The sequence below is a fragment of the Streptomyces sp. NPDC058239 genome, assembly GCF_042882185.1.
GTDB lineage: Bacteria > Actinomycetota > Actinomycetes > Streptomycetales > Streptomycetaceae > Streptomyces.
Genome location: NZ_JBHVWS010000008.1, coordinates 22,732 through 45,413, shown reverse-complemented (window position 1 = coordinate 45,413; position 22,682 = coordinate 22,732). Strand labels below are relative to the sequence as shown.

The window sequence follows — 22,682 nt, the reverse complement described above, 5'->3', positions numbered from 1 at the left end:
GTGGGCCGCGGGCCGGGCGACACCTTGGGCCGCGGGCCGGGCCGACGGAAACCGTGCCGACGCGATGTCTGGGCTACGGGCGCGGCGCGAGGCCCGCTACGGGCGCGGCGTGCCCGTAGCGGGGTTGCTCAGCGGTGGTTCGTTCGAGGCACGCACGATGGTGATCAGACGGTCCGTCAACTGCAGCGGACTGGCCGCCGGATCGTCGTATCCGATCAACCGATGCCCCCGCAACACGCTGACCACGAGATCGTCGGTCTCCCGGACGCTCTTGCCCACCTCGGCCTTTATCACCGGCCGTTCGACGAGATCGAGACCGCTGCCCTGCTGGATCAGGTCCTCCATCACCGTGCCCGCGCTGGGGCTGAGGACGGAGAGGCCGAGCAGCCGGCCCGCCGCGCTGGCGCTGGTGATCACAGCATCGGCGCCGGACTGCCGGAGCAGCGGGGCGTTCTCCTCCTCGCGCACCGCGGCCACGATCTTCGCGCCGCGGTTGAGCTGCCGCGCCGTCAACGCCACCAGCACCGCCGTGTCGTCGCGCTGGGTGGCGATGATGATCTGACGCGCCTTCTGGAGCTCGGCCCGCAACAGCACCTCGCTGCGCGTCGCGTCGCCGACCACGCCCACGAATCCCTCGGCGTTGGCGATCTCGATCACCTTGGTCGCCGGGTCGACGATGACGATCTGTTCCTTCTTCAGGCCGGTGGCCCGCAGGGTCTGGATGGCCGAACGGCCCTTCGTGCCGAAGCCGACGACAACGGTGTGGTCACGCAAGTTGGTTCTCCAACGCTTCAGCCGAAAGTCCTCCCGGGTCCGTTCAGTAAGGACCTCGAGAGTGGTGCCGACCAGGATGATCAGGAAGAGCACCCGCAGCGGTGTCACGAGCACCACATTGGTGAGCCGGGCGCTGTCCCCGTACGGGGTGATGTCGCCGTAGCCGGTGGTGGAGAGGGTGACCGTCGCGTAGTACACCGCGTCCAGCAGGTCGACGTTGCCATCGGCGGCGTCGTGATATCCACTGCGGTCGAGCCAGACGATCAGCACGGTGGCGGCAAGCACCACCAACGCCATCATCAGCCGCTTGGCGACCTGCCGCGCCGGTCCGTGGACGACCCTGCGCGGGAGCTGCACCCGTGTGGGCGCGACATGCTCATCGGCGCGCCTGGCCATCGCATCGTGGCCGGGAAGTTTCACGTGAAACACCCTTCCGTCCACGGCGTCGCCGACGCCCACGGCAAGTCGAGAATCTCCACCTCGGTGCCGGACCGTACCCCGCCCGGTGGTACGACGGCCAGCCCGTCCGCTGCGGCAATTCCCCGGAGCATCGCCGGACCGTTGTAGTGCAGCGGTATGACGTGCTCGGCACCGCCGCCGGTTCCCGCGTCGCCGAGGTAGCCGACGCTGTCGCCGGTACTGCCTGTGCTGTGGACGACAGGCACCAGACGGGTGTCGTGCGGGTGCCCGTGCACCTCGTCACGTACGACGACCCGGTACGGCGTCTCCGGCGCAAGGCCGGCCAGCCCGCGGAGCAGCGGTTCGGCAAGCGTGAGGAGCCCGGAGACGGCGGCCAGGGGATTGCCGGGCAGTCCGACGAGATACGGGCCCACGTCTGAACCCTCCGTCCTGAGCCTGGCCAGCAGCATCGGGTGACCGGGGCGGACCGCGACGCCGTCGACCAGCAACTCGGCCCCGATCTCGGCAAGGACCGGGTGGACGTGGTCGACAGGGCCCGAGGCGGTACCGCCGGTGGTGATGACCAGATCGGCGTCCGAGGTGGTGAGGGCGCGCCGGAGGGCCGCCGCGTCGTCGCCGAGGCGCTGCGGGGCGGAGACCTCGGCGCCCAGCGCTCGCACCCAGGGGCCGATCATCGGGCCCAGCGCGTCGCGGATCAATCCGTCGTGCGGCAGACCGCTGGTCAGCAGTTCATCACCGAGGACGAGGACATCGACGCGAGGGCGGGGGACAGTGACGAGCTCGTCGTACCCGGCAGCGGCGGCCAGACCGAGGACAGCGGGCGTCACCAGGGCCCCGGCGGGCAGGAGCTGATCGCCGGAACGGCATTCCTGACCACGAGGCCTGATGTCCTGTCCGGGGAGCACCCGCTGCTTCGCGTGGAGCAGCCGCTTGGTCTCGTCCACGTGAGCGTGTTCGCTGCGGATCACGGCGTTGGCATCCGCCGGGATGCGGGCGCCGGTGGCGATCCGTACGGCATCGCCGTCGGGGAGCGCGGCGGGGGTGCTGTGCCCGGCAAGGATGCCCAGATCCTGGCCTGGGTGCGGACCCACACCCCTGTCCCCGGAACCCTTCTCCTTGCCTGCTCCTTCGACCTCGCGGATGGTCCACGGACCCGGTCCGGTGACAACCCAGCCGTCCATGGCGGAGGTGTCGAAGGACGGCAGATCGGTGAGCGCCACGAGCGGCTCGGCGAGTACGTGTCCGAGCGCCTGGTCGAGGGGCAGTCGCCGGACGCGGGCGGGAGCATTCCGGCCCGACCGTGCGGCGAGGGCGCGCGCCTCCCGCCAGGGTGCGGCCCGCCTGTGCCGGTCACGCCCGTGGGGCCGGTCGGCGCTCTGGTTCGGGGGCGGGAACTGGGATGTGGACTCGGATCTTTCCGTGGGGTGGGGCCGATCCGTGGAGTTCGGCTGCCCCGAGGAGCCGGAGTCCATGAAGTGGGACTGATCCGCGGACTGAGGTCGACGTGCGGGGCGGGGCTCACCCGACGACTGGCGCCCGACCAGAGCGAGGGCCTGTTCAACAGCCCGGTCCTCCTCGGCAGCCCGCAGTTCCTCCGGAGTCGGGCCCCGACCCGCCGTTGCAGGACGGTCGCTCGCCGAGGACGAGTTGACCCCTGACGACGGGTTGGCCGCCGAAGGCGAACTGACCGTCGAGGATGAGTTGGCAGCCGACGACCGATCGCCCGCATCCAGCCCTCGGTCGGCCGACGCCGGACGGTCACGGGCCGAAGGCCCGACACCTGCCGAGGGCCCGACGTCCATCGACGCGACGTCGGCCGCCGGAGGTGGGTCGAACCTGCCGTTATGGGCTGTCATTGCGTCTCGTTCTCGTCCGCCCACCGAAGTGCGAGCGCGGCAGCCTTGCGGGCGGCCTCGGCCACCGCCGCCGGTCCGTCGCCGTCGCTGCTCGCCTTCGCCGCCGCGTACCCGACCAGGAAGGTCGTCAGGGGCGCGGCGGGCCGGGCGACGCCGTGGGCGGCGTCACGGGCGAGATCGAGCAGGACGTCGGTGTCGACGTCGAGTTCGATGCCCAGTTCGTTCTTGACTGCGTTGATCCATTCGTCCAGCACGGTCCCATGCTCTCTGATACGGGCCCGGGCCGACGCGATGTCCTCCCAGGTGTCGCAGTCGAAGGAGGCGAGGGGGCCGGCCTCCACCCGGGCAAGGTCGAGTTCATTCGTCAGCAACCGCAAGGGGAGTCCGGACAGACTGCCGTGCTCGGTGGCGAGCAGGGCGAGCTCGCGGCGCAGCGGTTCGGCACGGTACACGGCGACGAGGGGCTGGTCACGACCGTCCTGATCGGTGCACAGGGCCCCTTCCTGCTGCCCCTCACCGGCGGCGGCCAGCAGCGCTGCGACCGTGCTCTCCCCGAGGAACGGCAGATCGGCGGAGAGTACGAGAACCCAGTCCGCGGCGGTGCGCCGGACCCCGGCATCGAGCGCGGCCAACGGGCCGCCGCCCTGCGGTTCTTCCCGCGTCCAGGCCACTGCGCGCACGGTGGGCCGCCGCCCGCCCACCACCACGGTGGCCGAGGCATCGGCGCAGGCCGCCAGCACCCGGTCGAGCAGCGCACGGCCACCGACCCGGATTCCGGGCTTGTCGGCGCCGCCGAGCCGCTTGGCGGCCCCTCCGGCAAGGACGATGGCGTCATACGCGGTCATGTATCCGAGTATGCGGGCCGCAGCCTCCCGTTGATCCTCCCCGTCCGCAATCCAGTGGATCAGTGAGGGGAGGAAACGGGAGCCCGCGCCCCTTTACGTCTACAACGTGCGCAGCAGCACCGCCGGTTGCTCCACGCAGTCGGCCACGTAGCGCAGGAAGCCACCCGCCGTACCGCCGTCGCAGACCCGGTGGTCGAAGGTCAGCGAGAGCTGGACGACCTGGCGTACGGCCAGCTCGCCCTCGTGTACCCACGGCTTGGGCACGATCCGGCCGACACCCAGCATCGCCGCCTCCGGGTGGTTGATGATCGGGGTCGAACCGTCGACTCCGAACACCCCGTAGTTGTTCAGCGTGAACGTGCCGCCGGTCAGCTCCGCCGGGGTCAGCCTCCCGGTCCGGGCCGCCTCGGTCAGCCGGGCGATCTCGGCCCCGATCGACTCCGCGTTCCGGGCCTGCGCGTCCCGTACGACGGGGACGACCAGGCCCCGCTCGGTCTGGGCCGCGAACCCGAGATGGACCTCCGGCAGCCGCACGATCTCCCGTGCCTCCAGGTCCACCGTGGAGTTGAGCTCGGGGAACCGGGCCAGCGCAGCTGTGCAGATACGCGCCAGCAGGGCGAGCACCGACACCTTGGGCCCGGCGGCCGGGCCACCGGCACTGTTCATCGCGGATCTGGCCGCCATCAGCTCGGTGGCGTCGGCGTCGACCCAGCACGTGGCATCGGGGATCTCCCGTCGGCTGCGCGCCAACTTGTCGGCGACCGCGCCCCGTACACCGCGCAACGGAATCCGCTCCACGGCCGGGCTCGCAGCCGGCTGAGCCGCCAACGGCTGCACAGGAGACGCCGACGGCTGTACCGGAGGCAGCGACGTCGGTTCCGAAACCAACTCCGGCACCGAGACCGCGGCCGAGGCCGGCGTGGGAGCGGCCGCCCTCTCTGTGACTGCCCTGATGGCGGATTCGACATCGGCCCGCATGATCAGCCCGTCGGGCCCGGAACCCGCCAGCTGCCGCAGATCAAGATCATGTTGCCGCGCCAGCTTCCGCACCAGTGGTGAGACGACGGCCACCGGCCCCGGCACCGCGTCCGGAACAGCCGCCGGAGCCGCAGCCGTCACATGTACGGCAACAGGCGCCGCCATCGCCTCGGGACGGACCCGTCGACGGCGCGCCACCGGTGCGCCCGTCCCGTACCCGACCAACACATTGCCGGATGCCTCCGCCTCACCGGCCCCAGAACCGGACCCGGAACCCGCCCCGTCTGAACCGGCCCCCGACCCCACAGTCGATACCACCGCCCCAGCCCCCGCGTCCGAGCCCGCCAGCCCCACTGACCCCAAGGCCTCGGACCCCACCGCCACCGTCAACAGCGGTTCTCCGACCGGAAGTTCCGTTCCCTCCTCGCCGAACCGCGCGGTCACCACGCCCCCGTAAGGGCACGGCACCTCCACCATCGCCTTGGCCGTCTCGACCTCGACGACCGGCTGGTCGATGGCGACGACATCGCCGACCTCCACCAGCCAGCGCACGATCTCCGCCTCGGTGAGCCCTTCGCCGAGGTCCGGCAGCTTGAATTCAAATACCTGGGGCATCAGCTCCCCGCCTCCCACTGCAGGCGGGCAACCGCGTCGAGCACCCGGTCCACGCCCGGCAGATGGTGCCGCTCCTGCATCGGCGGCGGATACGGAATGTCGAACCCGGCGACCCGCAGCACCGGCGCCTCCAGATGGTGGAAACAGCGCTCGGTGACCCGGGCCGCGATCTCGCCGCCCGGACCGCCGAAACCGGAGGACTCATGGACGACGACAGCGCGCCCCGTACGCCGCACGGAAGCGGCCACGGTCTCGTCGTCGAACGGCACCAACGAGCGCAGATCGACGACTTCGAGATCCCAGCCCTCGTCGACGGCCGCTTCCGCAGCCTCCATACAGACCGGCAGCGACGGCCCGTACGTGATCAGCGTCGCGCTGCGCCCAGGCCGGCGGACGACAGCCCGTCCGATCGGTTCCACGGCCACCGGCGCCTCGGGCGACCAGTCCGCCTTCGACCAGTAGAGCCGCTTCGGCTCCAGGAAGACCACAGGATCATCGGAGGCGATCGAGGCCCTCAGCAGCCCGTACGCGTCCTCGACCGTGGCGGGCGTGACGACATGGAGGCCGGGCGTCGCCATGTAGTACGCCTCCGAGGAATCGCTGTGATGCTCGACCCCGCCGATCCCGCCGCCATACGGCACCCGGACCGTGATCGGCAACGGCATGGCACCGGCCGTCCGGTTCCGCATCTTTGCGACATGGCTGATGAGTTGCTCGAAGGCCGGATAGGCAAAGGCATCGAACTGCATCTCCACCACGGGCCGCAGCCCGTACATGGCCATGCCGACGGCCGTACCGAGGATGCCCGCCTCGGCCAGCGGGGTGTCCGTGCAACGGTCCTCGCCGAACTCCTTCGCCAGACCATCGGTGACCCGGAAGACCCCACCGAGCGTGCCGACGTCCTCGCCCAGGACATGCACCGTCGGGTCCTCGGCCATCGAGTCACGCAGCGCTCGCCCGAGCGCCTGCGCCATGGTGGCGGGTTTGGCCTTCGCCGCCCGCTCTCCGGCCGGCGCCGCTGCGATGGTCATCGCCCTTCCTCCAGGTCGTTGTGGCCGTGCAGCCCCTGCTCGGCCTCCAGCTCGACACGCAATCGGGCGGCCTGCTCCCGCAGCTGCGTGGTCTGCTCCGCGTAGACGTGGGCGAAGAGATCCATCGGCTCCAGCACCGGATCGGCGTTCATCCGCTCGCGCAGAGCGGCAGCCATCCGCTCCGCAGCCGCGCGCGCCTCCTCGATCCCGTCGTCGCCGAGCAACCCCCGCCCGGTCAGCTCCCGCTCCAGGAGCTGAATGGGATCGTGTGCACGCCACGCCTCCACTTCGCTGTCGACGCGGTAGCGCGTGGCGTCGTCGGCGTTCGTATGGGCGTCCATGCGGTACGTCACCGCCTCGACGAGGGTAGGACCGCCACCGCTACGGGCCCGCGCGACCGCCTCACCGAGGACTTGATGCACGGCGGCCGCGTCATTGCCGTCCACCAGCCGGCCCGGCATCCCGTATCCCACGGCCTTGTGCGCCAGGGACGGAGCAGCGGTCTGCTTGGCCAGCGGTACGGAGATCGCGAAGCCGTTGTTCTGTACGAGGAAGACCACCGGGGCCCGCCAGACGGCCGCGAAATTCAGCGCCTCATGGAAATCACCCTCGCTGGTCCCGCCGTCACCGACCATGGCCAACGCCACCACGTCGTCGCCCTTGAGGCGCGCCGCGTGTGCCAGGCCCACCGCGTGCGGCAGCTGGGTGGCGAGGGGGGTGCAGAGCGGGGCGATGCGGTGCTCGCGCGGGTCGTAACCGGTGTGCCGGTCGCCGCGCAGCAGCGTCAGTGCCTCGACCGGGTCCAGGCCGCGCGCCACGGCCGCCAGCGTGTCGCGATAGCTGGGAAAGAGCCAGTCCCGCTCCTCCAGCACCAGCGCGGCCGCTATCTCGCAGGCCTCCTGCCCCGTGCTCGACGGGTAGACGGCGAGCCGGCCCTGCTTGGTGAGAGCGGTGGCCTGCGCGTTGTACCGCCGTCCGCGCACCAGCTCCGTGTAGAGCCGCAGCAGCAGTTCGGGGTCGGCATCGGCCGCGGCATCCGTACCGAGCACGCGGTACGGCTCGGGGTCCGGGAGCAGCGGCGCGGGATCGGTGAGCGGCTTCCAGGCCGGGGGCGGCGTGGGCCGGTAAGCGGCCGCGCCGGGCAGCTCTTGGACCGTCATGACAAGCACCTCCTGGCATCGAGGGGTTTTCGAGCGGCGTCTTGCGACATCGGGGGATCGTCCGATGTCGAGGGGTGTCGAAATAATTCGAAATGTCGAGCGCTGTCCGAGGCACGGACGTGGTGTGCCTCACCTACCGATTGTTCGGTCGCGAGCGCATTTTGGCTACAGGCACCTTCAGCCTGTGGACAAACGGTTCTCCACAGCCTGGGATAGGGGCAGGTCGTCCAGGACAGGGAGGCGGGGGCACATGTCAGCTGAACAAATGGCCGACGGGGGCGAGGACCCCGGCCAGGTACCGCCCGCGCGCCCGCTCGACGCCATCGACCGCGACATCCTGCGACTGCTCCAGACGGACGGCCGTGCCTCGATACGGTCGGTGGCCGATCGCGTCCATGTGTCCCGGGCCAACGCGTATGCCCGGATCAATCGGCTCATCGACGACGGTGTGATCCGCGGTTTCAGCGCGCGTGTGAACCATGAGCGGGCGGGGCAGGGCGCCTCCGCGTACATCACTCTCAAGATCGTCCAGAATTCCTGGCGCACCGTGCGCGAGCAGCTCCAGGCGCTGCCGGGGGCCACGCACATCGCACTGGTCAGCGGCGACTTCGATGTCCTGTTGCTGGTGCACACCCCGGACAACCGGTCGCTGCGCGAGCTGGTCCTGACCAGGATCCAGGCCATCCCGGAGGTGCTCTCCACCCGCACACTTCTGGTGTTCGAGGAGACGGACCTGGCCCCGGGCCCGGCCGGAACCACCGAGCTGACCTGACGGGAACCGGTGAGCGGGAACCAGCAATCCGAATCGGGACCGGAACTTCTTCAGGAACCGTACTTCTTGAGGAATGCCTGGACCGTGGCCCAGTTCTTCACGCCGGCGAGCAGCGCCACCCCGTGCTCGCCCGCACCCCTGACGTAGATCAGCTTGTGCTCCGACGCCTTGGTGCTGGCCTTGTTCAGCGCCTTCGCGTCCTCCCCGAAGGACTCGTCGTACTCGGCGGCCATGTAGAGCACCGGCGCGGTCAGCTTCGGGACGGCGTCCAGAGCGTTCATTGCGGAGTACACCGTCGGCGCGGAGAGCGCGATCACCGCGTCCGGCTGCGGCCGTATGGCAGGCGCAGCGGTGAGCACCGCAGTACCTCCCTTCGACGCCCCCATCAGCAGCAGCTTCTTCGCGCCCTTGCCGCGCAGGTACCCGGCCGCCCCTACGATCTCGGAGACCTCCTGGCCCGCCGAATTGACCGCGAGCACCCGATAGCCGGCCCGGTGCAGTTCGTCGGCCTTGTCCTTCCACTGGCAGGCGGTGCCGTCGGACTGGTGCGCGAGCACGATCCCCGCGCCGGTCCCGCCGCCGCTCGCACCGCCCGGTGCATAGGCGCCAGTCCCGGTCCCGTCCGCGGACTTGAAGGTGAGGGAAGCAACCTTCGCCTCCTCCGACGTCAGACAGCCGAAATCGTCCGGCGCCGCGGCCTCGGTCGCACTCAGGCGGCCGCCGCGTCCGTCCGCGCCGGCCCCTCCGTCGCCGTCGCCTCCACCGCATCCGGTCAGCGACACGGCCGCAAGCAGCACTGCAGCGGACAGGATCCCGGGAACACGCAGAACAGGAGCACGCGCGACAGCGGTCATGCCGAAGGATGGTGGTCTGGGCCTGTCCGGCCGTCAACGGCTCAGCGGCTGGACCGCATCCCCTCGAAGGCCACCCGGACGAGCGTGTCCGCCAGCCGCTCCCCGTCGACGCCACCGTCCGGTTGCGGCCGATACCACTCCACCAGGGAGTTGACCATCCCGAACAGCAACCGTGTCACCAGCCGTATGTCCATGTCGGAGCGGAGGTCGCCGTCCGCGACCGCCGCCCTGAGCAGATCGGTCACCCGATGGTCGAACTCGCGCCGCTGCTCCATGGCCCAGCGCTCGGTCTTCGTATTGCCCCGTACGCGCAGCAGCAGCGTGACGTAGGGCAGTTCGGCTATCAGCACATCGACGGTACGACGGGTGACGTACTCGACCCGCTCGATCGCACGCCCCTGCGTCGCTCCCGGTTCGTCGAGGATTCCGAAGAGCCCGTCCAGCGCCCGGCTGACCGCACGGCGGAGCAGTTCCTCCTTGCCCGCGACGTGGTGATAGATGGACGACTTGGAGATGCCCGCCGCCTTGGAGAGATGCTCCATGGACGTGCCGTCGTAGCCGCGCTCGTTGAAGACACGGACGGCGACGGTGAGCAGAGTCTCCGGGGTGTACGTGTCCCGCTTGGCCGTGGTCATGTCCGCGATCCTCCCCTACGAGTTGTCCACAGGTTTGGCGGGCCCCCTTGTCCCGACCGATCGTTCGGTTACTCTAACTCTGTCCGCCCGTCCCTGCCCAGCTCGATGAGGAGTTGGTCCGTCATGGCCGCCGAGCTCTCCCTGCACCTGCTTTCCGAGAAGCACCGCCCCACGCTCGACCAGGCCCTCGACGCGATCCGTACGCGCGCCTACTGGTCCCCGCATCCCGAGCATCCGAAGGCATACGGCGAGGGCGGCGCCCCCGGCAGCCTGAGCGCCGCCGAGGGCAAGGCAGCCTTCGACGCCGTGCTGCGCACCCGGCTCGACCTCGGCCAGCCGGGCACCGACGGCTGGACGGGCGAAGAGACCTCTCCGTACGGACCGGAGCTCGGCGTCGAATATCCGCACGCCGACCTGGACGTCCTGCTGCCGGCGATGCGTACGGCAATGGCCGCCTGGCGTGCGGCGGGACCCGAGACCAGGGCCCTGGTCTGTCTGGAAATCCTGGCGCGGATCAGTGCCAGGACCCATGAGTTCGGCCACGCCGTGATGCACACCAGCGGCCAGGCCTTCATGATGGCGTTCCAGGCGGGCGGCCCGCATGCCCAGGACCGCGGCCTGGAGGCGGTGGCGTACGCGTACGAGGAGCAGATCCGCACCCCGCAGAGCGCCGACTGGTCCAAGCCGCAGGGCAAGCGCGACCCGCTCCGACTGCACAAGTCGTTCACTGCGGCACCCCGCGGCATCTCGCTCCTGATCGGCTGCAACACGTTCCCCACGTGGAACGGCTATCCGGGCCTCTTCGCCTCCCTGGCCACCGGCAACCCCGTCCTGGTCAAGCCGCACCCGCGCGCCGTGCTTCCGCTCGCGCTCACGGTGCAGCTGGCCCGAGAGGTGCTCGTCGAGGCGGGCTTCGATCCCAACCTGGTAGCTCTGGCGGCCGAACGGCCGGGCGAAGGCATCGCGAAGACCCTCGCGGTCCGCCACGAGATCAAGATCATCGACTACACCGGATCCACCGCCTTCGGCGACTGGCTGGAGACCAACGCCCGCCAGGCCCAGGTCTACACGGAGAAGGCCGGAGTCAACACGATCGTCCTCGACTCCACCGACAACTACCAGGGCATGCTCGCCAACCTGGCGTTCTCCCTCTCGCTGTACAGCGGCCAGATGTGCACCACCCCGCAGAACCTGCTGATCCCCCGGGACGGCATCACGACCGATGCCGGCGACAAGACGTACGACGAAGTCGTCGACGACATCGCCACCGCCGTCAACGGACTGCTGGGCGACGACGCCCGGGCGAACGCACTGCTCGGCGCCCTGGTCAACCCCGATGTGAAGGCCCGCCTGGAGGCCGCCGCGGAGCTGGGCGAGGTCGCCCTTCCCTCCCGCGAGGTAACCAACCCGGAATTCCCCGGCGCCGTGGTCCGCACCCCCGTCGTCGTCAAACTGGACGGCACCAAGCCCGACGACGAGGAGCACTACCTGTCGGAGTGCTTCGGACCGGTCTCCTTCGCGGTAGCGGTCGACTCGACAGACGACGCCGTGGAACTGCTCCGCCGCACGATCCGCGACAAGGGCGCGATGACGGTGGGCGCGTACACCACCTCACCGGAGGTGGAGCGCGCGGTGGAGGACGTCTGTCTGGAAGAGTCGGCTCAGCTCTCGCTGAACCTGACCGGCGGGGTGTACCTCAACCAGACCGCGGCGTTCTCCGACTTCCACGGTTCGGGCGGCAACCCGGCAGCGAACGCGGCCCTGTGCGACGGAGCCTTCGTAGCAAGCCGCTTCCGCATGGTGGAAGTCCGCCGCCAGGCGTAATCCTCCGCTCCTACGCCAATCGTCTTCCGGGCTCTCCAATCAGCCACTCCGACGTTTGAGGGGCGGGGGTCCGGGGGGAGCGAGCCCCTGGTTACGGGAAGGGGCGGGTAGGAGAGCAGACCCGCCGCAGGCCACCCGCGCCCACACCGCCGCCCCACCTACGCCAGAACCTCATCCCTCCCCGGGGCCCGGGGCCCGCCTCCCCGGGGCCCGGGCCCCTACTCCCGCCCCGCCCCCGAAATCTCCGCATACCGCTGCACCCACGCATGCATGGCAATCGCAGCCGCAGCCCCCGCATTGATCGACCGCGTCGACCCGAACTGCGCAATCGAGCACACCATCGCCGCGTGCTTTCGGGCCTCCTCGGTCAGCCCGGGCCCTTCCTGCCCGAAGAGCAGCACACACCGCCGCGGCAGCTCGGTCCGCTCCAGCGGCACCGCCCCCGGCAGATTGTCGATCCCGATGATCGGCAGCCCCTCCGCCGCCGCCCACGCGGTCAGCGATTCCGTGTCGGGGTGATGCCGCACATGCTGATACCGGTCGGTGACCATCGCACCGCGCCGGTTCCAGCGCCGCCGCCCCACGATGTGGATCTCCTTGGCCAGGAAGGCGTTCGCGGTGCGCACCACGGAGCCGATATTGAAGTCGTGGCCCCAGTTCTCGACCGCCACATGGAAGTCATGCCGTCGCAGATCCAGATCGGCGACGATCGCCTCCCGTGTCCAGTACCGGTAGGCGTCGCCCACGTTGCGCCGGTCGCCGTGGGCAAGCAGCTCGGGGTCGTACCGCTCGTCCACGGGCCAGGGCAGCGGATGCGGCCCGACGCCGATCTCCGTCCCGAATCCGTCGTCGTACTGCATGGGTTCCGTCGTCGGCACGGATCCGACGGACCGTTCGCGTCCGAACCCTCCGGACTCTTCGGTCAACGAATCCCCGCCGGTACTGCCGGCACTACCGGTGCTGCTACTGCTGCCGCTCTCACTACTCACCCGACGAGCGTATGGCCCCCGTCGCCGCTGTGCTGCAGGGCCTCCTCGTCATCGACGGCACGCCGCTGCCCCGGCACCTTGCCCCTGCGCGAGAACAGCAGCTCCCGCCCGAGGGTCACCCGGCCGCCGAGCCACACCAGGAAGACGGTCGGCAGGAAGACGGAGTCGGCGGCGATCATCGCCATCGAGAAGAACGGCAGCCCGAGCAGCAGGGCGATGCCGGCGTGCTCACACATCATGGCGACGAGCAGGACGTTCTTGACCCGCCGGTTGAACAGGGTGAAGGGGAAGGCAACCTGGACGATGACCGTGCCATACGTCAGCAGCATCACCATGACACCGTTGGACGCGAGGATGTCCGACAGCCCGGGCCAGGGCGTGAAGTAGTCGAGCTTGAGCGGGTAGTACAGCGCCGTGCCGTCCTGCCACCGCGAACCCTGGATCTTGTACCACCCTGCTGTCGCGTAGATCAGACAGACCTCGGCCATGATCACGACGAGGGTCGCGTTGTGGGCGAGATTGGCGACGACATCCAGCAGGGTGCGCGCTTCGCTGTGCGGCGCGTAGCGATTCACGGCCCACCAGGCACCCTGGCCGGCCCAGAGGACCCAGAAGAGAACCGGCAGCCACCAGGTGCCGCCGAGGCCATCCGTCACGGTGGCCACGGTCAGAACCAGGCCGAGCACCACCCAGAGAACCGGACCGGCCGCATCTCCCCGCACCGAACGCCGCGGGCCGTCGTCTTCCGCATCCGCCACACGGCCCACACGCGCCGCACGCCGTGCATCCAACGACCAGACCTGCCCGCAGCGCGTCAGCACGAGGTAGATCGCCATCAGATGGATGACATTGTCGCCGCCGTCGCCCATGAAAATGCTGCGGTTCTGCAGGGAGAGCACACCGGCCATGAAGAGGACCGACATGGCGCGGGTGTGCCAGCCGACCATCAGCAGCGCGGCGGAGAGCAGAGCAACCGCGTACACGATCTCGAACCAGACCGTACTGTCCGACCACATGAGCACAGTGAAGGACCGATTGCCCGATATGAGCTGCTGCGCCATGTCCCAGCGCCACGGGGCGTCGGGTCCGTACATCTCGTGGCGGTGCGGCAGTTCGCGCAGCAGGAACAGCAGATAGGTGGCGGAGAAACCGATCCGGATGACGGCGCTCTGGTACGGGCCCATGGCCGAGGAAGTAATGCGCTGGATGGCACGGGCGAGCTTGCGGTCGAAGGTGAACGTACTCACTTGTCCGCCCCCTTGGCGTTCTCGGGAAGGTCGGCGGGGGTGACGGTCCACCACGGCAGCACCCGGTAGGACGGCTTCGTGCTGATCTTCTCCTCGCTCCATCCGGGCGCCGCGATGGACCGCACCTCGGAACGGATCTGGATGCGCTCGACGGTGCCGCCGTAGTCGTGTTCGCCGAGGCGCAGCATCGCGATGCGGCGGATGTAACGCTCGGAGAGCTCACCGCGCAGGCCATTCGCCCGGTTCTCGTTGTCATGGGAACCGAGATAGAAGTCCCAGCCACGACGGAGCTCGTTCTGATGGACGTGGCTGGGGAGCAGATTGCCGCGTATCGCCTTGCCGTCCTCACCGGAGAGACTCATCCAGGAGGTGGTGCGGCGGCCGTCGGCGCCGACTATCTCGGCTCGCACATGAATGGCCACGTTCTGCTGAAGCGGATTCGGGGCGAAGAGCTTCCAGTTCTGCTCGAACTCGGGATAGATCCAGTCGTCGACCGCTTCGCCGTGCTGCTTGGTCAAGGTGTTGGAGGGTGCAACGTGCAGAAACACCATGGCCATCTGAGTACAGGCGACCAGCCCGATGACCGACAGTGCGATCGCGGCAACGATCTGGTACGGAAGAGACAGGGCAGCCATGCCGACACGGGGGCCTTGACCCGCCCCCCGACCGGCGCCGGACGACGCGTCCTCGCGCTGCCCCGGCCCTGGCCCGGCGCTCCCGTTCCCGCCCCCGACACCCCTGTCGTCGTACGAATCCATCCCGCCCCGATCCCCGTCGATCCCCGGTGAGTTATCCACAGGGTTGACACCCTACGGGCCACCGACTCACCATTGAAGACATTGAACCGAACGATCGGTCGGTCGGTAGGGAGTCCGGGATGACGGCAGTGACTGCGGACCAGACAGCGCAGGCAGGAGCAGACAGGCCTGAAGGGGCGGACGAGGCCTTGGAGGCGGCCTTCGATGCAGCGGTGGCGGCGGACGAGCGCATCGAGCCGCGTGACTGGATGCCGGATGCGTACCGTGCCTCACTGGTCAGGCAAATGGCCCAGCATGCCCACTCCGAAATCATCGGAATGCAGCCGGAGGCCAACTGGATCTCGCGAGCGCCCTCACTGCGCCGCAAGGCGATCCTGATGGCCAAGGTGCAGGACGAGGCCGGACACGGGCTCTATCTGTACAGCGCCGCGGAGACCCTCGGCACCGGCCGCGAGGAGCTGCTCGACAAGCTCCACGCAGGCCGCCAGAGATATTCATCGATCTTCAATTATCCGACGCTGACCTGGGCGGACGTCGGCGCGATCGGCTGGCTCGTGGACGGCGCCGCGATCACCAACCAGGTTCCGCTCTGTCGCTGCTCCTACGGCCCGTACGCCCGGGCGATGGTCCGTATCTGCAAGGAGGAATCCTTCCATCAGCGTCAGGGTTACGAACTGCTGCTCACCCTCAGCCGCGGCACCCCGGCACAGCACGAGATGGCGCAGGACGCGGTGAACCGCTGGTGGTGGCCGTCCCTGATGATGTTCGGCCCGCCGGACGACGCATCGGCCCACTCGGCGCAGTCGATGACCTGGAAGATCAAGCGGCACTCCAACGACGAGCTGCGGCAGCGCTTCGTGGACATCTGTGTCCCACAGGCCGAGGCGCTGGGGCTCACCCTCCCGGACCCGGACCTCCGGTGGAACGAGGAGCGTGGACAGCACGACTTCGGGGCGATCGACTGGCAGGAGTTCCAGGAGGTCCTCAAGGGCAACGGCCCGTGCAACGAGCAGCGCCTCACCCAGCGCCGCCGGGCGCACGAAGAGGGCTCCTGGGTCCGGGACGCGGCGGTTGCGTACGCCGATAAGCACACAGCAGTACGGAACGGGGAGGCAACAGCATGAGCAGCTCGACCGAATGGCCGCTGTGGGAGGTGTTCGTGCGTTCGCGCCGCGGGCTGTCCCACACCCACGCGGGCAGCCTGCACGCCCCGGACGCGGAAATGGCCCTGCGCAACGCGCGCGATCTGTACACGCGCCGTTCCGAGGGCGTCTCCATCTGGGTGGTCCCGTCCGCACAGGTCACGGCCTCCTCACCCGACGAGAAGGACTCCTTCTTCGAGCCGGCCGGTGACAAGCCGTACCGGCATCCGACGTTCTACGAGATCCCGGAAGGGGTGAAGCACCTGTGACCGCGGCTCTCGCCCTGGGCGACGACGCGCTGGTGCTCTCGCACCGGCTGGGGGAGTGGGCGGGCCATGCCCCCGTACTGGAAGAGGAAGTGGCCCTGGCCAACATCGCCCTGGACCTGTTGGGACAGGCCCGGGTGCTGCTCTCCCTTGTCGGGGACGAGGACGAGCTGGCGTATCTGCGCGAGGAGCGTGCCTTCCGCAACGTCCAACTGGTCGAGCAGCCGAACGGCGACTTCGCCCACACCATCGCCCGCCAGCTCTACTTCTCCACGTACCAGCGGCTGCTCTACGGGCAGTTGGCGGCCGGTGGAAGTCCATTCGCCGGGCTGGCGGCGAAAGCGGTCAAGGAGGTCGCCTACCACCAGGACCACTCGGAGCACTGGACGCTGCGGCTCGGCGACGGCACGGCCGAGAGCCATGAGCGGATGCAGCGCGGGGTCGACGCCCTGTGGCGGTTCACCGGCGAACTGTTCCAGCCCGTCGAGGGCGTGGAGATCGACTGGCAGTCGCTGAACAGCGGCTGGCTGGAGTCCGTCACCGCAGTGCTGCAGCAGGCCACGCTGACCGTACCGGCCGGCCCGCAGTCCGGAGCATGGACGGCGGGCGCGGGACGCCAGGGCATCCACACCGAACCCTTCGGCCGGATGATCGCCGAGATGCAGCACCTGCATCGCAGCCACCCGGGGGCGTCATGGTGACCGAGACGCTCCTGGAGGAGGAGCTGCACCGACTGGCAGGCTCCGTCCCCGATCCCGAACTGCCCGTGCTGACCCTGGACGAGCTGGGGGTGCTCCGGGGCGTGGACGTGGTGGCGCCCGGCAAGGTCACGGTGCGCCTCACCCCGACCTACACCGGCTGCCCGGCGATCGAGGCCATGTCCGCCGATATCGAGCGCGTGCTGCACGACCACGGCATACCGGAAGTCTCCGTGGTCACCGTGCTCTCGCCTGCCTGGTCCACGGACGACATCAGCGCGGAAGGGCGGCGCAAGCTGGCCGAGTTCGGCATCGCGCCCCCGCGCCCGCACAATGCGACGGCCCCCGCAGGCGGCCCAGTGCCGCTCACGCTCTCGGTCCGCTGTCCGCACTGCGGCTCGACCGATACGGAGCTGCTGAGCCGGTTCTCCTCCACCGCATGCAAGGCACTGCGCCGCTGTGTGACGTGTCGCGAACCGTTCGACCACTTCAAGGAGTTGTAGATGTTTCATCCGCTCCGGGTCCGCGCGATCGGACGACTCACGGACGATTCGGTGGCCGTCACCTTCACTGTGCCGCCCGAGCTGCGCGAGACCTTCCGCCACAAGCCCGGCCAGCACCTCAATGTGCGCTACAGCGTCGACGGTGAGGAGATCCGCCGCTCGTACTCGATCTGTTCCCCGGCCACCGAGGAACCGTCGGATCCGGCGCTGCAAGTGGGCATCAGGCTCGTCGACGGTGGCGCGTTCTCCACGTACGCGCTGAAGGAACTCGCCGTCGGTGACCTGATCGAGTCGATGCCCCCGATGGGCCGCTTCGTACTCACGCCCCGCACCGGACATTTTGCGGCGATCGTAGGGGGCAGCGGGATCACCCCGGTGCTGTCGATCGCGGCGACACTGCTGGCGCGGGAGCCCGACGCCAGTTTCTGTCTGATCCGCAGCGACCGGACGGCGGTCTCGACGATGTTCCTGGACGAGGTCGCCGACCTCAAGGACCGCTATCCGGACCGGTTCCAGCTGGTCACGGTGCTCTCCCGGGAGGAACAGCAGGCAGGTCTCCCTTCCGGCCGGCTGGACGGGGACCGGCTCACCGAGCTGCTGCCCGCGCTGCTACCCGTGCCGGAGGTGGACGGATGGTATCTGTGCGGACCGTTCGGACTGGTACAGGCCGCCGAAGGCGCGCTGCACGGCCTGGGCGTCGACCGTACCCGTATCCACCAGGAGATCTTCCATGTGGACGACAGCCCGAACGCACCTGCCCGCACCCGGGTCGAAACGCCTGCTCACAGCAGCCTCACCGCGACCCTGGACGGCCGCTCCGGCACATGGCCGGTAGAGGAGGGCGAATCGCTGCTGGAGACCGTGCTGCGCAGCCGCTCCGACGCGCCGTACGCCTGCAAGGGCGGTGTGTGCGGGACCTGCCGGGCATTCCTGGTCTCGGGCGAGGTACGGATGGACCGCAATTTCGCGCTGGAGCCCGAAGAGACGGGCGCCGGCTATGTGCTGGCGTGCCAGTCGCATCCCGTCACTCCGGAGGTGGAGCTCGACTTCGACCGCTGACCGCGCCCTCTCTCCGTCCCCTTCCCCCTGTTCCCTTCTCATAGAACCTGTTCTATCTTGACGATCCGTCAGGTCCAGGTACGGGAGCAGCGGTTCGCGGGAGGCCAGGGCAGTGGACTTCACCTTCACCGAGGAACAGCAGGCAGCCACTGAGGCAGCGAGAGCGGTCTTCTCGGGCGCCGCGCCCGACGGAGTGCCCAGCCCCGCTCTCGTACCGGGAGCGGTGGCCGAGGACATCGACCGGCCTCTGTGGGCCGGGCTCGCCGCAGGCGACCTGTTGAGTCTGACGCTGCCGCCGGAGCATGGCGGGGCCGGGCTCGATCCAGTCGCGCTCTGTCTGGTGCTGCGCGAGTCCGCCAGGGTACTTGCGCGGGTGCCCCTGCTGGAGACGTGCGCGGTCGCGATGGCGCTCCAGCGCTACGGCGACGCGGGGCTGGCCGCCGAGCTGCTGCCCCGGGTCGGCCGGGGCGAGCTGGTCCTCACCGTCGGGGCCAACGGCCGCACCGGCCACGATCCGGCCGAGCTCGCCGTCAGCGCCCGCCGGGAAGCCCCCGCGAGCAACCGGCCTGGCGATGGTCCTGGCGAGGGGCCTGGCAACGCCGACGGTGATGCTGCGGGCTGGGTGCTCGACGGGGTGCAGTCAGGGGTGCCGTGGGCGCAGGCCGCTGACTGGATCGCGGTTCCTGCCCACACGGGCGAGGGCCGGGCCGTTGTGGCCCTGATCCGGCCCACCCACGACGGCGTCACTCTGGCCGAGCAGGTCTCCACCAGCGGTGAGCTGTTCGCCGAGGTCCGGCTGGATTCGGTACGGATCGACAGCCGTGCGCTGATCGACACCGTCGGGGCCTGGGAGTGGTTGCGCGCCCTGCTCATCACCGGTACATGCGCGCTCGCACTGGGTCTGGGCGAGGCCGTGCTGACCATGACGAGCGAATACACCGGCAAGCGCGAACAGTTCGGCTTTCCCGTCGCGACCTTCCAGTCTGTCGCCGTACAGGCCGCGGACCGTTACATCGACCTGCGGGCCATGGAAGTGACGCTCTGGCAGGCGGCCTGGCGGATCTCCACCGGGGCCGGCGGTGCGCTGCCCGCTGAGGGCGACATTGCCGTGGCGAAGATCTGGGCGTCGGACGGTGTCCGCCGGGTCGTACAGACGGCACAGCATCTGCACGGCGGCTTCGGCGCGGACACCGACTACCCGCTGCACCGCTTCCATGCCTGGGCGAAGCAGATCGAGCTCTCCCTCGGCCCGGCGGCGGCGCACGAGGAGGCACTGGGCGACCTACTGGCCGGGCACCTCCTCGGCTGACACCGGCCAGGCCCTCAAACAACACAGGCCGAGCGTCCGCTCGGCACTCCAGCAGCCGAGCGGCCCCGGTCTCAGAGCACGAAAGCCGGGTTGCCGTTGTCGGTGACCATCGGACGTCCGGCACCGTCCCAGGCGAGCATCCCGCCATCGATGTTCACGGCGTCGATGCCCTGCTGCACCAGGTACTGGGTGACCTGGGCGGACCGGCCACCCACCCGGCACATCACATGGACACGCCGACCGTCCTCGGCAGCTTCGGTCAGCTCACCGAAACGGCCCACGAAGTCACTCATCGGAATGTGCAAGGCGCCTGCGACATGCCCGGCCGCCCATTCGTCGTTCTCCCGGACGTCCAGCACAAAGCCGTCCGACGGAACCGCCGCGACATCCACCGAGGGCAGCGGGGCGAAATTCATGGGTCATGCCTTCTCTCGTACGTACGCTCCAGAGTCACCGGGAACGCTACTGCACCAGACCCGCCAGCTCCGCCTCACGCTGAGCGACCTCGCCCAGCAGCTGATCGGCGATCTCGTCGAGCAGCCGGTCCGGATCGTCGGGCGCCATCCGCAGCATGGCTCCGATCGCGCTCTCCTCGAGCTCCTGGGCGAGCACCGTCAGGAGTTCCTTGCGCTGGGTCAGCCAGTTCAGCCGGGCATAGAGCTCCTCGCTCTCGCTGAGCTCCGCCTCCGGCACCACCGGCCCCGCCGCCCACTCCTGCGCCAGCTCCATCAGCAGCGCCTCGTCCCCACGCCCATATGCAGCGTTGACGCGGGTGATGAATTCCTCCCGGCGTGCCCGCTCCGTCTCGTCCTGCGCCAGGTCCGGGTGGGCCTTGCGCGCCAGCTCGCGGTAGAGCTTGCGCGCCTCCTCTGTCGGCCGGACCCGCTTGGGCGGCCGAACCGGCTGCTCGGTCAGCATCGCCGCCGCCTCGGGGGACAGCCCGTCGGAGTCGATCCAGTCGTGGAACAGTTCGTCGACGCCCGGCATCGGCATCACGATCGCCCGGGCCTCCTGCGCCTTGCGAAGGTCTTCGGGGTCACCGGTCCTGGCGGCCTGGGCCTCCGCGATCTGCGCATCGAGCTCATCGAGGCGGGCGTACATCGGCCCGAGCTTCTGGTGGTGCAACCGGGAGAAGTTCTCGACCTCGACCCGGAAGGTCTCCACCGCGATCTCGAACTCGATCAGCGCCTGCTCCGCCACCCGCACAGCCTTGGCGAGCCGAGCCTCGGGCCGAGCTCCCTCGGCAGTTCCGTCGGCAGCCCCGCCGTCAGTCCCAGCGGCAGCGTCGGCCTCCGAACCGGCACCGGCACCGGCACCGGCCGGCCCTCCGTGCTGCGTATCCTGCTCGTGCTGCCGGTCGTTTTCCTGCCGGTCATCGTCGTTCCGGGTGGTCGGCACCCCGGCGGCTTCGTGGGTCACCCGTCCAGCGTATGGCCACCGTCCACGCCCCGAGGACGCGCGGTCGACTCAATGCCCCTCACACGCCCAGTTCGGCGGCTATCCGCCCCGAACCGATGGCACGCATCAGCTCCGTGTGGTCCGCCTCAGTACGGTCCGCGTACGTCACCGCGAACGCCGCCACCGCCTCGTCCAGCTCCTCGTTCTTGCCGCAGTAGCCCGCTATCAGCCGCGGGTCGGCGCTGTGCGCATGCGCCCGAGCCAACAGCGCCCCGGTCATCCGGCCGTAGTCGTCGACCTGGTCGGCTGCCAGTGCCCCCGGGTCCACACTGCCCTTGCGGTTCCTGAACTGCCGCACCTGGAACGGGCGCCCGTCGACGGTGGCCCAACCCAGGAGAATGTCGCTTACGACCTGCATCCGCTTCTGCCCGAGCACCACCCGGCGCCCCTCGTGCGCCACCGCCGGCACATCGAACCCGACAGCCGGGAGGTAGGGCGCCAGCACGGACGGCCGCGCCTCCTTCACCTGCAGCACCAAGGGCTCGCCACGGTGATCGAGCAGGAGCACCACGTACGACCGGGTGCCGACACTCCCCGTGCCGACCACCCGGAACGCCACATCGTGGATCGCGTATCTGGCAAGGAGCGGTACCCGGTCCTCCGAGATCGTGCCCAGATAGTCACCGAGTCCCGCCGCCACCGCCGCTGCCTCCTCGTCCGGCACCCGCCGCAGAACCGGCGGCGCGTCTATGAAACGGCGTCCGCCGTCCCCGGAATCCTCGGTGGACTTGGCCGCGAATCGGGCGCTGGTGTTGTTACGGGCCTTCTCCGAGACCCGCTCCAGGGTGCCGAGCAGATCCCGTGCATCCGTGTGCGAGACCAACTCCTCGTCCGCGATGGCGTTCCAGGCATCAAGCGCGGGCAGTTTGGCCAGCAGCCGCATCGTCCGCCGGTATGCGCCCACCGTGTCGTATGCGCCCTGGCGGCAGGTGTCCTCGTCCGCCCCGGCCTCGCGCCCGGCGAGCACGAGCGAGGTGGCGAGGCGCTTGAGGTCCCATTCCCAGGGGCCGAACACGGTCTCGTCAAAATCATTCAGATCGATCACCAGGCTGCCCCGCGCATCGCCGTACAGCCCGAAATTGGCCGCATGCGCATCGCCGCAGAGCTGGGCGCCCACCCCGCTGACCGGCGTGCCCACCAGGTCATGCGCCATCAGCCCGGCCGAGCCACGCAGAAACGCGAACGGTGCGGCTGCCATCCGCCCCACCCGGATCGGGGTGAGACCTGGCACCCTGCCCCGGCTCGACTCCTCGACCGCCTGCACGGCATCGGGCCGCCCGGCCGGAAGGTCAAGGGCGGAGTGAGAGGCCCTGGGCACCCTCTCCCGCAGCGCCTTGCCCGCGTCCCTGGGCGACTGCGGCGCACTCCTGCCTGCCACAGTCGCCATAGTCCGCCGCGACGCGAATCCGGGCACGACCGGAATGCGCGGATCATCTGTCGCAGCCCGTTGAACCGGCACTGTCGCTTCGATTTCGCCCATGGCGCGCAG

22 protein-coding genes are annotated in these 22,682 nt (G+C 69.5%); 8 read left to right on the top strand and 14 right to left on the bottom strand.

What is annotated here, in order from left to right; translation table 11 throughout:
• Positions 1–96: 96 nt before the first annotated feature.
• The 6 genes from ACFVYE_RS12365 to pdhA all read right to left on the bottom strand — a co-directional run bounded on the left by ACFVYE_RS12365 (position 97) and on the right by pdhA (position 7,679).
• Positions 97–1,233: a potassium channel family protein gene (locus ACFVYE_RS12365; RefSeq protein ID WP_383967130.1), complete on the bottom strand. Its 1,137-nt coding sequence runs from the start codon at positions 1,231–1,233 to the stop codon at positions 97–99.
• Positions 1,191–3,050: a molybdopterin-binding protein gene (locus tag ACFVYE_RS12360; RefSeq protein ID WP_389605345.1), complete on the bottom strand. Its 1,860-nt coding sequence runs from the start codon at positions 3,048–3,050 to the stop codon at positions 1,191–1,193. Before ACFVYE_RS12360 ends, ACFVYE_RS12365 begins: the two co-directional genes overlap by 43 nt.
• Positions 3,047–3,895, bottom strand: coding sequence for an NTP transferase domain-containing protein (locus ACFVYE_RS12355; protein ID WP_383967124.1), 849 nt, complete (start codon positions 3,893–3,895; stop codon positions 3,047–3,049). The genes ACFVYE_RS12360 and ACFVYE_RS12355 overlap by 4 nt, the downstream gene beginning before the upstream one ends.
• Positions 3,896–3,994: 99 nt before the next feature.
• The gene (locus ACFVYE_RS12350; protein ID WP_389605343.1) at positions 3,995–5,488 is read right to left on the bottom strand and encodes a dihydrolipoamide acetyltransferase family protein; all 1,494 of its coding nucleotides are present in this window, start codon (positions 5,486–5,488) and stop codon (positions 3,995–3,997) included.
• Entirely contained in the window at positions 5,488–6,519 is a 1,032-nt protein-coding gene (locus ACFVYE_RS12345; protein ID WP_389605341.1) for an alpha-ketoacid dehydrogenase subunit beta, read from the bottom strand. The genes ACFVYE_RS12350 and ACFVYE_RS12345 overlap by 1 nt, the downstream gene beginning before the upstream one ends.
• Positions 6,516–7,679, bottom strand: a complete 1,164-nt coding sequence (gene pdhA, locus ACFVYE_RS12340) for a pyruvate dehydrogenase (acetyl-transferring) E1 component subunit alpha (protein ID WP_383967115.1) — start codon at positions 7,677–7,679, stop codon at positions 6,516–6,518. Before pdhA ends, ACFVYE_RS12345 begins: the two co-directional genes overlap by 4 nt.
• A 265-nt stretch (positions 7,680–7,944) precedes the next feature.
• Between pdhA and ACFVYE_RS12335 the strand changes: the two genes are divergently transcribed.
• Positions 7,945–8,451 (top strand): Lrp/AsnC family transcriptional regulator, encoded by a 507-nt coding sequence (locus ACFVYE_RS12335; RefSeq protein ID WP_383967163.1) that lies wholly within the window; start codon positions 7,945–7,947, stop codon positions 8,449–8,451.
• 50 nt (positions 8,452–8,501) lie between these two features.
• Here the strand turns inward: ACFVYE_RS12335 and ACFVYE_RS12330 are convergent, their stop codons facing one another.
• Both ACFVYE_RS12330 and ACFVYE_RS12325 read right to left on the bottom strand, forming a co-directional pair.
• Positions 8,502–9,305: an alpha/beta hydrolase family protein gene (locus tag ACFVYE_RS12330; RefSeq protein ID WP_383967112.1), complete on the bottom strand. Its 804-nt coding sequence runs from the start codon at positions 9,303–9,305 to the stop codon at positions 8,502–8,504.
• Positions 9,306–9,346: 41 nt separating this feature from the next.
• Positions 9,347–9,940, bottom strand: coding sequence for a TetR/AcrR family transcriptional regulator (locus tag ACFVYE_RS12325; RefSeq protein ID WP_383967109.1), 594 nt, complete (start codon positions 9,938–9,940; stop codon positions 9,347–9,349).
• Positions 9,941–10,063: 123 nt separating this feature from the next.
• On the opposite strand from ACFVYE_RS12325, the gene paaN reads away from it, so the two are divergent.
• Positions 10,064–11,764, top strand: a complete 1,701-nt coding sequence (gene paaN / locus ACFVYE_RS12320; RefSeq protein WP_389605338.1) for a phenylacetic acid degradation protein PaaN — start codon at positions 10,064–10,066, stop codon at positions 11,762–11,764.
• A gap of 218 nt (positions 11,765–11,982) precedes the next feature.
• On the opposite strand, the gene ACFVYE_RS12315 is transcribed toward paaN, so the two are convergent.
• The 3 genes from ACFVYE_RS12315 to ACFVYE_RS12305 form a co-directional block, all read right to left on the bottom strand.
• Positions 11,983–12,624 (bottom strand): TrmH family RNA methyltransferase, encoded by a 642-nt coding sequence (locus ACFVYE_RS12315; RefSeq protein ID WP_383967103.1) that lies wholly within the window; start codon positions 12,622–12,624, stop codon positions 11,983–11,985.
• Positions 12,625–12,749: 125 nt separating this feature from the next.
• Positions 12,750–14,000, bottom strand: a complete 1,251-nt coding sequence (locus ACFVYE_RS12310; RefSeq protein WP_389605336.1) for an HTTM domain-containing protein — start codon at positions 13,998–14,000, stop codon at positions 12,750–12,752.
• On the bottom strand, positions 13,997–14,758 hold the full coding sequence (locus tag ACFVYE_RS12305) for a DUF5819 family protein (RefSeq protein WP_383967098.1): 762 nt from the start codon (positions 14,756–14,758) through the stop codon (positions 13,997–13,999). Before ACFVYE_RS12305 ends, ACFVYE_RS12310 begins: the two co-directional genes overlap by 4 nt.
• Before the next feature lie 119 nt (positions 14,759–14,877).
• Between ACFVYE_RS12305 and paaA the strand changes: the two genes are divergently transcribed.
• From paaA to ACFVYE_RS12275, 6 genes are all read left to right on the top strand, one after another.
• On the top strand, positions 14,878–15,882 hold the full coding sequence (paaA, locus tag ACFVYE_RS12300; protein WP_383967095.1) for a 1,2-phenylacetyl-CoA epoxidase subunit PaaA: 1,005 nt from the start codon (positions 14,878–14,880) through the stop codon (positions 15,880–15,882).
• On the top strand, positions 15,879–16,169 hold the full coding sequence (gene paaB / locus ACFVYE_RS12295) for a 1,2-phenylacetyl-CoA epoxidase subunit PaaB (protein ID WP_093548044.1): 291 nt from the start codon (positions 15,879–15,881) through the stop codon (positions 16,167–16,169). Before paaA ends, paaB begins: the two co-directional genes overlap by 4 nt.
• On the top strand, positions 16,166–16,867 hold the full coding sequence (paaC, locus tag ACFVYE_RS12290; RefSeq protein ID WP_383967092.1) for a 1,2-phenylacetyl-CoA epoxidase subunit PaaC: 702 nt from the start codon (positions 16,166–16,168) through the stop codon (positions 16,865–16,867). The genes paaB and paaC overlap by 4 nt, the downstream gene beginning before the upstream one ends.
• Complete coding sequence (gene paaD / locus ACFVYE_RS12285) at positions 16,861–17,367, top strand: 1,2-phenylacetyl-CoA epoxidase subunit PaaD (protein ID WP_383967089.1); 507 nt, start codon at positions 16,861–16,863, stop codon at positions 17,365–17,367. Before paaC ends, paaD begins: the two co-directional genes overlap by 7 nt.
• Positions 17,368–18,426 carry a 2Fe-2S iron-sulfur cluster-binding protein gene (locus ACFVYE_RS12280; RefSeq protein ID WP_389605333.1) on the top strand — a complete coding sequence of 353 codons (1,059 nt, stop codon included), beginning with the start codon at positions 17,368–17,370 and terminating at the stop codon, positions 18,424–18,426.
• 112 nt (positions 18,427–18,538) lie between these two features.
• A complete protein-coding gene (locus ACFVYE_RS12275) occupies positions 18,539–19,735 on the top strand; it encodes an acyl-CoA dehydrogenase family protein (RefSeq protein WP_389605331.1) in 1,197 nt (398 codons plus the stop codon).
• 71 nt (positions 19,736–19,806) lie between these two features.
• On the opposite strand, the gene ACFVYE_RS12270 is transcribed toward ACFVYE_RS12275, so the two are convergent.
• The 3 genes from ACFVYE_RS12270 to ACFVYE_RS12260 are packed head-to-tail and all read right to left on the bottom strand — an operon-like array spanning position 19,807 to position 22,673.
• Positions 19,807–20,151 carry a rhodanese-like domain-containing protein gene (locus tag ACFVYE_RS12270; RefSeq protein ID WP_266359861.1) on the bottom strand — a complete coding sequence of 115 codons (345 nt, stop codon included), beginning with the start codon at positions 20,149–20,151 and terminating at the stop codon, positions 19,807–19,809.
• Positions 20,152–20,197: 46 nt separating this feature from the next.
• Positions 20,198–21,154 carry a J domain-containing protein gene (locus ACFVYE_RS12265; RefSeq protein WP_389605329.1) on the bottom strand — a complete coding sequence of 319 codons (957 nt, stop codon included), beginning with the start codon at positions 21,152–21,154 and terminating at the stop codon, positions 20,198–20,200.
• 58 nt (positions 21,155–21,212) lie between these two features.
• Positions 21,213–22,673 carry a DUF2252 domain-containing protein gene (locus ACFVYE_RS12260; protein WP_389605327.1) on the bottom strand — a complete coding sequence of 487 codons (1,461 nt, stop codon included), beginning with the start codon at positions 22,671–22,673 and terminating at the stop codon, positions 21,213–21,215.
• Positions 22,674–22,682 lie beyond the last annotated feature (9 nt).

Bases quoted from the DNA above. Each gene is read 5' to 3' on its own strand.
- ACFVYE_RS12260 (WP_389605327.1), bottom strand. From the start codon at position 22,673: ATGGGCGAAATCGAAGCGACAGTGCCGGTTCAACGGGCTGCGACAGAT.
- pdhA (WP_383967115.1), bottom strand. From the start codon at position 7,679: ATGACGGTCCAAGAGCTGCCCGGCGCGGCCGCTTACCGGCCCACGCCG.
- ACFVYE_RS12270 (WP_266359861.1), bottom strand. From the start codon at position 20,151: ATGAATTTCGCCCCGCTGCCCTCGGTGGATGTCGCGGCGGTTCCGTCG.
- ACFVYE_RS12330 (WP_383967112.1), bottom strand. From the start codon at position 9,305: ATGACCGCTGTCGCGCGTGCTCCTGTTCTGCGTGTTCCCGGGATCCTG.
- paaB (WP_093548044.1), top strand. From the start codon at position 15,879: ATGAGCAGCTCGACCGAATGGCCGCTGTGGGAGGTGTTCGTGCGTTCG.
- ACFVYE_RS12280 (WP_389605333.1), top strand. From the start codon at position 17,368: ATGTTTCATCCGCTCCGGGTCCGCGCGATCGGACGACTCACGGACGAT.
- paaD (WP_383967089.1), top strand. From the start codon at position 16,861: ATGGTGACCGAGACGCTCCTGGAGGAGGAGCTGCACCGACTGGCAGGC.
- ACFVYE_RS12305 (WP_383967098.1), bottom strand. From the start codon at position 14,758: ATGGATTCGTACGACGACAGGGGTGTCGGGGGCGGGAACGGGAGCGCC.
- ACFVYE_RS12315 (WP_383967103.1), bottom strand. From the start codon at position 12,624: ATGCAGTACGACGACGGATTCGGGACGGAGATCGGCGTCGGGCCGCAT.
- ACFVYE_RS12345 (WP_389605341.1), bottom strand. From the start codon at position 6,519: ATGACCATCGCAGCGGCGCCGGCCGGAGAGCGGGCGGCGAAGGCCAAA.
- ACFVYE_RS12325 (WP_383967109.1), bottom strand. From the start codon at position 9,940: ATGACCACGGCCAAGCGGGACACGTACACCCCGGAGACTCTGCTCACC.
- ACFVYE_RS12355 (WP_383967124.1), bottom strand. From the start codon at position 3,895: ATGACCGCGTATGACGCCATCGTCCTTGCCGGAGGGGCCGCCAAGCGG.
- paaN (WP_389605338.1), top strand. From the start codon at position 10,064: ATGGCCGCCGAGCTCTCCCTGCACCTGCTTTCCGAGAAGCACCGCCCC.
- paaA (WP_383967095.1), top strand. From the start codon at position 14,878: ATGACGGCAGTGACTGCGGACCAGACAGCGCAGGCAGGAGCAGACAGG.
- ACFVYE_RS12360 (WP_389605345.1), bottom strand. From the start codon at position 3,050: ATGACAGCCCATAACGGCAGGTTCGACCCACCTCCGGCGGCCGACGTC.
- ACFVYE_RS12350 (WP_389605343.1), bottom strand. From the start codon at position 5,488: ATGCCCCAGGTATTTGAATTCAAGCTGCCGGACCTCGGCGAAGGGCTC.
- ACFVYE_RS12335 (WP_383967163.1), top strand. From the start codon at position 7,945: ATGGCCGACGGGGGCGAGGACCCCGGCCAGGTACCGCCCGCGCGCCCG.